The organism is Janthinobacterium sp. SUN128 (genome assembly GCF_030587275.1).
GTDB classification, from domain to species: domain Bacteria; phylum Pseudomonadota; class Gammaproteobacteria; order Burkholderiales; family Burkholderiaceae_D; genus Janthinobacterium; species Janthinobacterium lividum.
Window position 1 is genome coordinate 1,112,203 of the sequence record NZ_JAPWHY010000001.1, and the last position, 12,401, is coordinate 1,124,603.

The following is a 12,401-nucleotide window of genomic DNA, read 5'->3' on the forward strand; positions in this document are numbered from 1 at the left end:
TTGAAATTGATTTCATGTAATTTGAATCACAAGATTTATTTGGCCGGTGAATTTCAGGAGATCACATGATAAAAAAACTATTGCCGAAAAATTTACTCAATGTATTTTTATGTATTTTTATGGCATTTTCAAATATTGCTTGTAGCAAGGAATCAATGAAAACTAGCGTGAGTTTGACGGCATATAACCATACTGAGAGCGGCGTCGGAAGCTATATTGTGACACTGGCAGAAGGAACTTCAGTAGAGGCTGGCTATCTGGCTCCTGGCGAAGGGGGGGGCGGGGAAACTTGCTGTCTTTCAATTCCTTCAGTATGGAAGCCTGGCATGAAAGCGACGATATCTATGCAAATATTAAAAAATGGTAAGCCGATTCGAGTGGAAAAGACTGTCTCTGTACCTCGTTATAATTCGTCCGATGCCGGCAGGTTTGTCGTTCATTTTCTTCATGATGGCAGCTTAAAGGTTTTTGTAACTAAATACTCGTTGGGACATCGAAAATATCCACTTTCTGGCAAGGAGGCGGAACTGGAGCCTGGCGTTCCACTAGAAATAATATGGGAATAGAAATTATAAATAATTCAGGGGTTTTGTAAAAATGTCTATTGTTTATACAGGAAGAAAAGCTCCTCTAGATGGGCGACGCAGGCTCACTCCCAAAGAATCGTCACAGCGTGCCAAGGCGATGGCTTGCGTCAGGTCGCCTCATAAAACAGAATGTCAGGGGCAGATTTATATCGGACTGTTTTATGATGGCAGTGGAAATAATCATGATTGGAAGCAGAAAGATCCGCTAGTCAATCCCAAGAACTTAACACAAAGGCAAAGAAACAAGCACAGCAATGTTGCCCGGCTTTGGGATGCACATCTTGATGAAGAAAAAAATGGATTCTTTCGTGCATATATGCCAGGTGTTGGTACGCCGTTCAAGGAGATTGGCGATACTGTTGATGCATTGACTGATAATGCGGGTGGTGGCTTCGGTTACATGGGTGCCGATCGTATCAATTGGGGTATCACTTCATTGCTCAATGCAGTGCACCGTTATTTGACAGGTGCACCTATGCTCAATCGGGACGAGCAAAGGCTGCTGGTTAATTTGATGAGTTCGCAAATGCTGCTTGGGTTGGAAGGCGTGCAGCGTTGGACAATGCTGACGTCGCTTGAAGAAAAACTGGCGCGTGTCGTCAAAAATCATCAGCGCAAGCTCAAGCAAATCAACGTATCCATCTTCGGTTTTTCTCGTGGCGCGGCCGAAGCGCGCGCCAGCGCGCACTGGCTGCATCAGGTGTTCGAACGGGAAACCGGCGCATTTGAGCTGGCAGGCGTCCCCATACGCATAGGCTTCCTGGGAATTTTTGATACCGTCGCCGCCGTTGGCATCGGTGACGTAACGCCGGTGACCTTCGGGCATATGGCCTGGGGAAATGGAACCCAGAGCATTCATCCCGTAGTTGAAGAGTGCACGCATTTCATCGCTTTGCATGAACAGCGCGCCAGTTTTCCGTTGGAATCGGCAACGGGACGGGGCAATGTTGGTTACCCCGGCATGCATTCTGACGTAGGTGGGGGATATTACCCTGGCGAGCAGGGCCGTTCCATGCCGGGCTGGGGGCCTTCGCCGCATCTGTCGCAGATTCCCTTGATCGACATGCATTTCGCCGCCCTGAAAGCCGGTGTGCCCTTGCGCACCCTGAATGAGATGAAAGAGGCCAGGCACAGTTTGCTATTGCTTTCCTTTGCCACTGACCCAAGACTGATCGCCTCCTATAACAACTGGCTGACCCATAACGGCATCAAGGGCGCGGACGTGAAGACCTTTACCGAGGCGCATACAAAACAATATCTGCGCTGGCGCGGCATGTTGCACGCGCAGGGAAAAACGCAATTGAAGAGCAAGCGTTTTTTCAAGGAGTCGGATAAGCCGGGCCAGAAAGACTTGCTGGAGGCCGACACCGATCTGGGGATATATTTGCGCTCCTGGCGCGAACGAAAGAAGGTCAACGCAACCGTGGCGGGATGGCTCAATGAACGTGCCAAGACGGTCCTGAATCGCGTCAGCCCGGCTGGCATGCTGTTTGTCGAAGACGGCAAAGACCCGTTAAGCGACTGGGAAGAGCGGTTTTTGAAAATCATGACGGAAGGCGCGCAGCCGCCGGCCGGCTGCGTCACGCTGTTTGAAGATTATGTGCACGATTCCCGCGCCGGCTTTCGCATCTTGGGCAAGCACGAACCGGTATGGCTGACCGGCGGCTATGGCCGCTTCCGCAACGTTTTCGTGCAAAGCGATGATTATTCGAACATGTCGAATATCGCCAATGAATCTTTGAAGGCCGTCAAGGCAGCAGGCGACGCGGCCGTGACCTACTTCCAGAAGTTATATGGCTATACGGTCAGCACTTACCGGGCAGCGCGCAGAAAGGTTGCCGCGACCGCGAAGGCGGTGGCCGAGGCCGAAAAACGGCTGGAGCGGCAGGCGGTGGCAACGTACAGGGAAACGAGCCGGATGATCGTCGATGGCGCCACCCACGCCGGTCACGGCGTGCATGATGCCGGGGTGGAGGCGGAAAAGAAATTGGACCGCGCAGTCAAGACCGCGAAAAACGCCATGCAGCAAGCCAGCCAGGAAGCCCGGCTTTATTATCAGGCCGAAAAAAAGGTCATCTTGAAATATGCGAAGGCAGAGGCCGAGTGGAAGGCGCAGCTGGAAAAGCGCTGGCGCGAGGAAGAGCGGGAAAAAGCGAAATAAGACCGAGGCAGGTACAACACCCTCGGCGACGGCAGATGCGCCGCCAAGGGGGAGGGGGCATCCGCTTAGCCATTGCCGGGCGGTTGCACGCCCAGCAGTTCTTCGATATGCGCGAGCGAATGGGGATCCTTGACCACCGTGCGCAGCCAGCTGTGCAAATCCTGGTCGGCCGCATTGGCGGCCTTGTCGGCAAAATAGGAGACGGGGCTGTGCGGTTCGCTGCGACGGAAGAATTGCGCCACGGCGCGCAGTTGCTCGATCGCCTGCGCGCGGGTGGCGATGGCGCCGGGCGGGCCGGCCGGGACCGCAGGCAGGGCCGGCGCCATTGTGCTTTCTGCAATGGCCGTGCCGCCCGCCGCTGCGGCAGGTACGGCAGGCGCCGCGCCGGCACCGACGGGCATCACGCGCAGCATCGCTTCGACGGCTTCGCGCGCCGTGGAGAAGGCCGGGCTGTCGTTGCCCAGCCGGGCGTCGACGACTCTTTCAAGCTTGCGCAGCGCTTCCAGGCAATCTTGCGCGTCTACGGCGAAGCTGGCGCAGAAGGCGGCCGAGTTGTTGCGCCGCGCCGCTTCCATGTCGGACAACTTGACGCCCTCATGCTGTCTGGCGGAATCACCCGGGGCGGCCTGGCGCCGCGCCGTCTCGAAATCGATGGTGGAAAAGGCGCCGCCAGGGCCGCCCGTGACGGGCACCTCGCGCAGCAGCGCGGGGATGCGCGAGAGTATCCAGCTGAGGTTGCCAATGCGCTGCTCCTGGTCGCCATCCTCGGCTTCCGGGAACAGGCCCCGGTCCCAGAATTTTTCGCACAGCCCCGCCAGCACCAGCAAGCCTTCTGCCATGCCGCGCAGGTGGTGGCGCTTGGTGCCCGCTTCCGTCAGCCAGACGGCCAGGCGCAGATCCTTGCTGCTGCCGGCAAGCAGGCCGGCGCAGCTGCGCACGACGAAGTCCCAGTCGGCCTCTTTCAGGTCGGCGACCCATTCGCCCTGGTCGAGCGTGGGGTCGTCGAACTTGCGCGCCAGGGTAATGGCGTCGAGTTCGGGCGAAAACGCCAGGTCCACGCCTGCCGGCTGTTCATTGCTAATTGGAAGTAATAATTGTTCGGCTGAAAACATGTGGTCCCCTGATGGATGATTATTGCGCCATGCGAAATTCAATGCGCCGGTTGCGGGCGCGCCCGTCCGCCGTGTCATTGCTGGCGATCGGCCGGTCGGAGCCCTGGCCCGACGCCGTCAGCAGGTCGCCGTGGATGCCTTTCGATGCCAGGTAGAATTTGACGGCCTCGGCCCGCGCCTGGCTCAGGCTCTGGTTACTGGCGCGCAAGCCCTGGTTATCGGTATGGCCGATGATTTCGACCTTGCGGCCAGCCAGCTTTTGCATGGCTGCCGCCATTTCATCGAGGATGGCGCGGCCCGATGGCGTCAAGGTGGCCTTGCCGCTTTCAAACTCGATGGTGCGGTTGGCCAGGGTGGTGTCGAGCACGCCTTGCTCGCTGGCCGACACGCGCAGGCCATTGTTGACGCTATAGGTGGGATTGAGGCTGGTGGCGATATCGCTGGCGATTTTTTGCCGCTGCGCCTCGTTGGCCACTTCCCCGCGCACGCTGACGACGCTGCCGTCGATTTTCAGCTGGCCGCGGCTGATCTGCTTGAGGTTGGGGGACAGCAGCTTTTGTACATAGGCGTTCCAGTTGGCAGGCAGCACCACCTGACCGACGGCGATCTGGTCGACCACCTTGTCGGCGCCGTACAGTTCGCGCAGGCGCGCCAGCACGGCAGCCTTGCTCGCTTCGTCAGGCACGGTGCCAGCGGCCAGCACCTGGCCTGGTTGCGGCGTGGCGGCCGTGGGTATCGAGATGGGCGCTTGCGCTGAAGCGGACATGGCGGCCAGCGCCATGCCGAGGAAGAGAACGATCTGGGATACGCGCATGGTCAGGTTCCGATAAAGGCGGCGCGCAGGGAATCGTGCGCCGATTTGAGCGAGAGGTTGGCTTGCGCCAGATAGGTCGACACTTTCTTGATCGCGTAGTCGTTGCCGACGTGTTCCTCGACCCACTCCAGGTCGTCGAACGCGATATGGTGTTCCAGTGCCGCCTGCGGGTTCATCAGTACATGCAGGGTCTGCGCCGACGCGCCGGAAAATCCCAGCACCAGCGTCTGCCGGCCGCGCAGCCGCGTGATGAACAGCGCCAGCTCGAAGTCGGCACGCGCCAGGAACGGCGTGATCAGGTGCATCCAGAAAGCCGCCACCATGTTGCGGTACAGCGGGTCGGCCGGCAGCGGCAATTCGAGACTTTTCTCCAGCCGGCTGGAACTGCTGGCCATCACCGGCTGCAGCAGCAGGCCCAGTGCCAGCAGCACCTGCCGCACCGTGCCCGTGAACCCGGTGGGCGCCAGCAGCGCGTCGAGTTCGCCCACGGTCTGCATGTCGAGGAAATCGTTGAGGGTGGCTTCATAGGCGGCGGCACGCAGGTCGAGGTCGATGCTGGCATGGCTGGCCGCGTGCAGCGCGTTGCCCGCATCGGGGCCGCGCATGTCGTTGCTGAGCGCTTCGCAGCGGTTCCACAGGCGCGACAGCACCAGCGGACTGTTGGCGACAAACGCGGCCGGCTGGTCCACTTCCATGGTGCTCATCATCAGGAAGGGAAAACGGCGCGACGACGCATCGCTGCTGGCGGCGATATGGCCGGCGATGGCGCGTCCCCTGCGCGGGCCGATGAAGGCGAAATGCATGGGCGGCAACGCATCGTAGGTCAGCTTCCAGCGTGCGTCGGCGCTGAGCAGGTCCATCGCCTGCGCCAGCCAGTCGTCGAGGATCTTCAGCAGGGCCGGGTTGTCGCTGGCCTTGACGAAGTCGCCGCGGCTGGGCAGCTTGCCGAAATAGCCGATCGGGGTGGCGGTGGTGCGGCTCATGGCGCGACGGCGGCGCTGGCCGCATTGCCGGTGGCGGTGGGGGCGGCGCCAGGCGCATTCACGGCCGGTACGCTCTGGGCCACGACTTCCGGCAGCTTCAGGCCGCGGAAGCCCGCGGCGCCCGAGGCGGTGGCCGGTGCCGCGGGCGGCGCCGGCGTGGCGACGATCTTCAGGTTGGCGGCCACGCTCACGCCGCTGTTTTCCCAGCTCAATTCGAATACGCCGCCATCCTTGCGCTTGCGCTTGGCCGAATCGATCATTTTCTTCAGGCCGAAATGGCCAGGTTCGTTGAGCAACACGACCGTGCGGCCCTCCGGCGTGATGGCGCTGATGCGCGCGCCTGGCGTGCCTTGCGGATTCGGCCAGACCATATGGATCCACGGCTGCGGCTGGCCGCGCCAGCGCAGCGCCTGGCCATCGATCTCGATCGTGTACTCGGTGGCGCCGGTGGCGGCCAGCGCCTGCAGGTCGAAACGGGTTTGCGCTTCGCCGGCGCCGGCCGCCGTGGCCACGCCGTTGGCGCTGAGTGGAGCGATCCAGCCGGGGAAGCTGGCCACCACCGACGGCGCCAGGCCGATGCCCATGTTGGCCCAGGTCTTGGCGCTGAGTGAATCGCCACGGCGCACCACCAGCGGGCCGATGGTGGTATTGAAGAACTTGGCGATGCTGCCTTCCGGTCCGAATACCTGGCCGATGTCGGCATTGCTGGCCTCGCTACCCGAGGAGGGCGCGAACGGATACTTGGGCGCCAAGGTTTTCTGGAACGGTTCGAGCACCTGCGCCAGCCAGACCTTGTTGATTTCCGTTTCGGTCGGCTTGATGATGACGGCGAACGTCTGCATCAGCGGACGCACCAGCAGCGGCCGGATCGCCTGCTTTTGCGCATCGGTCATGCCGGTCAGCATCTGTTCATCCACGTATTTGAGCGCATCGGCCAGTTCCGAGCCGGTGCCGTCCAGCGTCTGCTGCATGAACTGCTTGGCGCCGGGACCCGTATCGCCCTGGTTCTTGATCTGGTTGAAGCGGGCGCGCAGCTTCGATAGCGCTTCCATGTAGCCGCGCATCAGCGATGCATCCTTGTCCTTGGTAACCACCAGGCGGGCCACGCCGGAGAATTCGCGACCCACCGGTCCCATCGGCAAGGCGCCGGCGGCGGGCGCGCCGCTGCCGATGTTGACGTTGATGCCGGAGGGTTTCTGGCGCAGGATGGTTTCCTTGAACCAGCCCATCACGCCGCGCTGGGCGCGCTGCAAGCCTTGTCCCAGCAGTGACGGGTTGTCCCACGAGGTTTCCTTGTACACGGTTTCGATCAGCTTGTTGATCGGCGAGGTTTGCGGATCGCCGAGCCGGTTCATGGCCGCCGCCGCATTGTCGAAGCCGTTCAACTCGCGGATACTGACGCCCTGGATGAATTTCTGCCATTCCTTGGCGTAATCCGTCTTGTACAGTTCGACCAGCGCTTTCTGGATCTGCTCCGGGCTGCCTTCCAGCGTCAGGTCGTCCTTCGACGCCGTTTTCAGCACCCAGTCGGCGCTTTGCAGTTCGCGGTTGGCCGCCTCCTGGAACGCTTGCTGGATGAATTGTTCCCATGCGTCGCGCGTGAAGGTGCCGGGAATGGCGTAGCTGCCCAACACCAGCTCCTTGTCCTGCTCGCCGACGATGCGCGCCACCGTCATCGAGGCGAAGCGCGTGGCGGCGCGTGCCTTGACGTCGGCGTACACGCGTTCGCGCGCCGGCATGCCCCGCACCACGCGGCGCAGGCTGTCGCGCGACTGGTCGACCAGCGCCAGCTTGCTGTCGATCTGCGGCCAGGATGGGTCGTTGATCTGGGTGAGGTAAAACGAAATCATGCGTTCGGCGCTGCGTATCATCTGTTCGCGCGGCATGCTGCCGCGGTTGCTGTCGAGCCAGACTCTCCAGAAGCGGGTCAGCTGGTCATTCAAGTGGCTCGCTTCGGCGCGCGACTTGTCGCTCAGCATCAGATAGGTTTTCAGGGCGTTATAGGCGTCTTCCACATTGGCCGGCGAGGCATCCTTGAACTGCTGCGCGCCGAGGTTGACGGCGGCGGCCGTGGCTGGTGGCGCGGCGGCCGGGGCGCTGGCCAGGGCCGCCGTCGGCGTGGCGGCTACCGGTGCCGCCAGGGTGCCGGCCGGCGCGGGCAGGGTGGCGGCCGCGCTGGCCGACACCGCGCCGGATTGCGGCGTGCTGGCCATCGGCTGCAGGCGGCTGGCGCCGGCATTGACCTCGGCCAGGAAGGCTTCCAGCGATTGCGACACCGGCGCCAGCATCACTTCACGCACGCCCGAAAAATACTCTTCGCGCAGTTTGCGTTCCAGCAGGTCCCCCTGGTACAGGCCCAGGCCCAGCGAGACAGGCCGGCTGTTGCGGTAGGAATCGAGCTGCTCGATCCGGTCCTGCATGATTTCCAGCGCTTCGAAACGCGATTGCAGGTCGAGCCGCTTGTCCTGCACCTTGATCGCCTGGTCCAGGTCGGCCTGCACGTTGGCCACGAGCTGGCGGTTGGCCATGTAAGACCAGCTCCAGCCGGCCAGCGCCAGGCCCACCAGCGCGGTGGCGGCAAAGAAAGTGGCGTAGCGCACGCGGGTCTTGGCCGGACTGGCGTACTGGGCGACCAGCTCCTTGTCGGCGAAGATCACCTTGCGGAACAGATTGAGCAGGAAATAGCCGTGCTGGTCCTGCACCGCGTTCTGCTGCTGCGGCTGCAATTTCAAATCGAAGCGCTGCGCCACGCGTTCCGACGAGGCCGATACCGACATGCCTTCCTGCAGCGCGCTGGTGAAATAGAAGCCGCGCATGACGGGCTTGAACTGGAACGGGTTTTCCTCGAACAGGGTGGCGATGAAGGCGCGCAGCGATCCCTTGATCGCGCTGAACTCGAGCGGGAAGGTAAACACGCCCGGCGGCATGCGTTCCTGCTGCTGCAGCGCCATGCTGGCCAGGCTCAGCTCTTTCAAGCCGTCATACAGTTCGTCGAAACGCTGGTCGAACTGCTCCAGCACATCCTGCCTGGAACTGGTCTGGCTGTAGGGCAGGGTGGCGCCCCATACCCGGTCGCGTTCGCCCCGTTCCGTGTCCTGAAAAAATTCGTTGAAACCGGTAATCAGGTCGGCCTTGGTGAACACCACGTAGACGGGCGCGTGCACTTCCAGTTTTTCCGTCAGCTCCTGCACCCGCTGGCGCAGGTTCTTGGCCAGGTTGATGGCGAATTCGGGCCGGCTGCCGGTCAGTTCGGCAATGCTGACGGCGATGATGATGCCGTTGATCGGCGCGCGCTTGCGGTGTTTTTTCAGCAGCGCCAGGAAGCCGAACCATTCGGCACGGTCTTCGTCGTTGACGGAATAACGGCCAGCCGTGTCGAGCAGGATGCCGTCGGTGGTGAAGAACCAGTCGCAATTGCGGGTGCCGCCGATGCCTTGCACGATCTTGCTGTCGGCAAAAGGAAACTGCAGGCCGGAATTGGCGATCGCCGTGCTCTTGCCGGCCGCCGGATTGCCGATGACCATATACCAGGGCAACTCGTACAGGGCGGCGTCGCCCGACAGCTGGCCCAGTTTGGACGTCTTGATGGTGCCGATCGCTTCGAGCATGCGTTTGCGGATGGCTTCGGTTTCCTCGCGCTGCGTGGGCCCCGCCTTGGGTACCGAGCCGGTCGTCTGCTGTTCCAGCATGCCGCCGAAGCTGGCGGCGTCGCGCTGGCGGCGCCTGCGCTGCAGCCACCATACCGCGCTGGCGACCAGCAGGACCAGCGCCAGCGGCGGCACGATCCATACCAGCGGCCATTCAAAGATGACGGCGCAACTGACCAGCAGCGCGGCCAGCGCCACGAAGCCGATGGCGAACAGGCTGAAACGGGTAGTAATGGAATGCCAGAATCGTTGCATCATAGTATGAGGGGCGAGAGGTTGATAGGCATGGTGGAGGGAGGGGTCATGTCGCGGCGAGGGATTCAGGGGCAAGGGCTTCCGGGCCCACCACCACGGCGGCCCGGTGGAAGGCGTCGAGGTTGCTCAGGCATAGCACCTGGCTGGCATTCTCGGCCGCCTCGTGCCGCGCCAGCACCAGCGCCGCCAGGGTGGCTACATGGCCACTCTGGCCGCAGGCCGCCGCCACGCTGAGTACGTCGTTGCTGAGATCGATATCGGGCAGCAGCGTGCCGGCATTGTTCATCAGTTCGATCATGCGGCTGGAGCGCTGGTCGGCATCGGCGTATAGCCGCGTGATCGCGTCCGGGGCGACAGACGCCGCCGACATCGCCTTGCCGCCCAGCTCGGCCAGCAAGGTGGCATCGCCATGGCCGCGGCCATCCGCCGACTGGCCGCGCACGGCCATGCTGGCATGGTGCAGCAGTACCGGCGTGTCCGCCTGCAGCGCCGCCGCCTGGGCCGCATCGGCCAGCAGCAGGCCGGCCGCGCCTTCGCCGGGAATCTGCCCGCCCGGCTGGCCGGCATTGAACAGCAGGCCGCGCGAGGTCCAGTCATGCACGGTCAGCTCGCCGATATGCGAACCGCAGGCCAGCATGATGGCCAGGCACGGCAGCTCCTGCAAGGCCGCCTGCGCGGCCAGCTGTTCGATCAGCGCCAGCGGCCCGCTGTCGCCGGCCAGGTGCACGCTGAGCTTGTCGGCAGGCCAGCCTTGCTGTTGCGCCTGCCCGTGCAGCCAGGCGGCACCCGTGTCGCGCTGCGGCTTGTTCCAATCGGGCGGCAACAGCAGATGCAGTTGCAGGGTCGGCAACGGCAGCGCGGCGCGCGATCCCGGTTGTGCCGCCTGGTAGTCGTCGAGCTGCCCGTGCATCGCCGCTTCCTGCATCAGTTCGGTCAATACCTCGGCGCCCAGCGCCAGTGCGCGCAAGTGTTCGGCATCGAAATGCGGTGCTGCGCCCGGCGCCGTATCGGCCGGACGGGTCTGCAGCCAGTCGTCCAGCAGGGCTTTCTGGCCATGTTCATCGAGGTCCGCCACGCGGGCGCTCATCACAGGGTAGCCTTGCGCGTCGGTCAGTTCCGGATCGAGTTCGGGTCGCTGCTGCTTGTCCAGCAGCGCGGCCGCCAGTTCCGGCGCCGAGGCGCCGCCCGGCATGCGCAGTGCGGCGGCGGCCAGGTGCAGCGGCGCGCGCTGCGCAGGGTCATTGCCGGGCGCCCCGGCGTCGCCGTCGGCGGCGTCAAACAGCGCCGGCACCGCAGCCGGCGCGGCCAGCCTCGTTACCAGTTTCTTGCCCAGCCACCAGCTGATGAGCAGCGCCAGCGGCAATGCCAGCATGCTGCCGGCCAGGTCGCCCGTCGATGGCATGCGCGTGTTGGTGCGCCAGTACCAGATCGCGCCGCCCCAGCATAAGGCGAACACGGCCAGTATCAGCAGGCTGCGCCGCAGCCACGGGCGCATCAGTGCGCTCCCTTGCAGTGGCGACCGGAGGTCATAGCTGATCCGTGGTGGCTTGCTGGCTGGCGATCAGCACCGCGCCACAACTGGTCTTGTCGCCCTGGCGGGCCACCGGCTTGCCATCGACGATCCAGCTGGCGTCGCCGCTGACGATGGGACAGATGCCATGGCCTGGCCGCGGGCACGACACCTTGTCGCCCACGCGCGCAATGCCGATACCGCCGCTGTCCGTCACCGCCGAGGCCTCCAGCACGCTGCCGCCATGCGATGTCTTGTCGCCCAATCTGATTACGGGACCAGCCATGTGTGTTCCTTCCAGTCATCGTTGTTTTTTCATTACACCAGGCACGCGCAGTTCGGTGTGGCCGAAGTCCATCATTTTCCAGCGGCCGCCCCACGTCATGCCGACCGATTCGGCCACTTCGCCATACAGCTGATAGCCGCGCATGGCCCACGGATCTTTCTCTGATATCACCAGCTTGCCGTCGCGCAAAAAGGCGCAATCGGCGGCCAGGCCATACTGATGCCAGCTCTGGAACGCGGCCGCATTGGTGACATTGCTGCCCATGCCGGCCAGCATGTTTTGCCGTTCCGGACTGCGGTAACCTTCCAGGATGGCCATGTCGTAGCCATGTTTTTCCTTCATGATCTTGAACACCAGCAGCAGCCTTTGCGCGTATTCGGCATTGAGCAGCGTCCAGTTGCGGCTGGCCGATACCAGCATCGGCCGCACTTGCTGCACTTCCTCGGTGGCAAACACCAGCGGCGGCAGATCCACTGGCGGCACCAGCTGTTCCCCTTGCAGCAGGGCCGACACTTGCGTATTCATTTCGCGCGTCGACACCTCGTAGCCGCCCAACACGTTCTTGCTGCCTGCCAGCAAGGCGATCGCCGGTGGCAGGCACATCACCGCCGCACCGCCCAGAAACAGCAGGTAATGGCGGCGCACGAACGCCGCGCTGCCGAGCAAGGTGCTGGCGCCGCCACGGCGCAGCGTGTCCAGTCCGGCGTTCCTGCGCCGGGCCAGCCGCTCGATCCGCGCCCCGATGCCCCGTTCGGCCGTCGCCAGCGCCCGCATCACCAGTTCGCGGCCGGATGGAAACAGCACGAGCCAGCTGATCAGGCATGCGAGTAAAAAATAGAGTGCCACCGCCAGTAGAAACACGCCCACCCCGTTCCAAAAAAGGCGCCAGGCATGGGCAGTTGAATGCCGCTGTGCCAGCGTTTGCGCTAATATTGCCGCTGAGTATATCTTACTAACTTGCTAATTACGGGGGCTTAGTTTCAATTGTGTGCCGGGTGCACACTGTTGATTTCCTAACATGCGTCACGCTTTTTTTTATTGTCGTA

At 62.6% G+C, this 12,401-nt stretch carries 9 protein-coding genes; 2 read left to right on the forward strand and 7 right to left on the reverse strand.

The genetic code is table 11. The annotated features are described in order from the left end of the window. Positions 1 to 65: 65 nt before the first annotated feature. Positions 66 to 566, forward strand: a complete 501-nt coding sequence (locus O3297_RS05170) for a DUF3304 domain-containing protein (RefSeq protein ID WP_305047930.1) — start codon at positions 66 to 68, stop codon at positions 564 to 566. A 31-nt stretch (positions 567 to 597) separates the two neighbouring features. Continuing rightward, on the forward strand, positions 598 to 2,748 hold the full coding sequence (locus O3297_RS05175) for a phospholipase effector Tle1 domain-containing protein (protein ID WP_305047931.1): 2,151 nt from the start codon (positions 598 to 600) through the stop codon (positions 2,746 to 2,748). A gap of 65 nt (positions 2,749 to 2,813) precedes the next feature. Here the strand turns inward: O3297_RS05175 and tssA are convergent, their stop codons facing one another. The 7 genes from tssA to O3297_RS05210 are packed head-to-tail and all read right to left on the reverse strand — an operon-like array spanning position 2,814 to position 12,216. Continuing rightward, on the reverse strand, positions 2,814 to 3,860 hold the full coding sequence (gene tssA / locus O3297_RS05180; RefSeq protein ID WP_305047932.1) for a type VI secretion system protein TssA: 1,047 nt from the start codon (positions 3,858 to 3,860) through the stop codon (positions 2,814 to 2,816). 19 nt (positions 3,861 to 3,879) lie between these two features. After that, the gene (locus O3297_RS05185; protein WP_305047933.1) at positions 3,880 to 4,674 is read right to left on the reverse strand and encodes an OmpA family protein; all 795 of its coding nucleotides are present in this window, start codon (positions 4,672 to 4,674) and stop codon (positions 3,880 to 3,882) included. Positions 4,675 to 4,676: 2 nt separating this feature from the next. Further along, positions 4,677 to 5,657 carry a type VI secretion system-associated protein TagF gene (tagF, locus tag O3297_RS05190; protein WP_305047934.1) on the reverse strand — a complete coding sequence of 327 codons (981 nt, stop codon included), beginning with the start codon at positions 5,655 to 5,657 and terminating at the stop codon, positions 4,677 to 4,679. Beyond that, complete coding sequence (gene tssM / locus O3297_RS05195) at positions 5,654 to 9,559, reverse strand: type VI secretion system membrane subunit TssM (RefSeq protein WP_305049607.1); 3,906 nt, start codon at positions 9,557 to 9,559, stop codon at positions 5,654 to 5,656. Before tssM ends, tagF begins: the two co-directional genes overlap by 4 nt. Before the next feature lie 46 nt (positions 9,560 to 9,605). Then, on the reverse strand, positions 9,606 to 11,054 hold the full coding sequence (locus O3297_RS05200; RefSeq protein ID WP_305047935.1) for a hypothetical protein: 1,449 nt from the start codon (positions 11,052 to 11,054) through the stop codon (positions 9,606 to 9,608). 31 nt (positions 11,055 to 11,085) lie between these two features. Continuing rightward, positions 11,086 to 11,355 carry a PAAR domain-containing protein gene (locus O3297_RS05205; protein ID WP_034788054.1) on the reverse strand — a complete coding sequence of 90 codons (270 nt, stop codon included), beginning with the start codon at positions 11,353 to 11,355 and terminating at the stop codon, positions 11,086 to 11,088. Between the two features lie 15 nt (positions 11,356 to 11,370). After that, positions 11,371 to 12,216 (reverse strand): M15 family metallopeptidase, encoded by an 846-nt coding sequence (locus O3297_RS05210; RefSeq protein ID WP_230521913.1) that lies wholly within the window; start codon positions 12,214 to 12,216, stop codon positions 11,371 to 11,373. Positions 12,217 to 12,401: the final 185 nt, after the last annotated feature.

Excerpts from the sequence above, each read along its gene's own strand:
- tssA (WP_305047932.1), bottom strand. The coding sequence starts at position 3,860 with ATGTTTTCAGCCGAACAATTATTACTTCCAATTAGCAATGAACAGCCG.
- O3297_RS05185 (WP_305047933.1), bottom strand. The coding sequence starts at position 4,674 with ATGCGCGTATCCCAGATCGTTCTCTTCCTCGGCATGGCGCTGGCCGCC.
- tagF (WP_305047934.1), bottom strand. The coding sequence starts at position 5,657 with ATGAGCCGCACCACCGCCACCCCGATCGGCTATTTCGGCAAGCTGCCC.
- O3297_RS05205 (WP_034788054.1), bottom strand. The coding sequence starts at position 11,355 with ATGGCTGGTCCCGTAATCAGATTGGGCGACAAGACATCGCATGGCGGC.
- O3297_RS05170 (WP_305047930.1), top strand. The coding sequence starts at position 66 with ATGATAAAAAAACTATTGCCGAAAAATTTACTCAATGTATTTTTATGT.
- O3297_RS05200 (WP_305047935.1), bottom strand. The coding sequence starts at position 11,054 with ATGCGCCCGTGGCTGCGGCGCAGCCTGCTGATACTGGCCGTGTTCGCC.
- tssM (WP_305049607.1), bottom strand. The coding sequence starts at position 9,559 with ATGCAACGATTCTGGCATTCCATTACTACCCGTTTCAGCCTGTTCGCC.
- O3297_RS05175 (WP_305047931.1), top strand. The coding sequence starts at position 598 with ATGTCTATTGTTTATACAGGAAGAAAAGCTCCTCTAGATGGGCGACGC.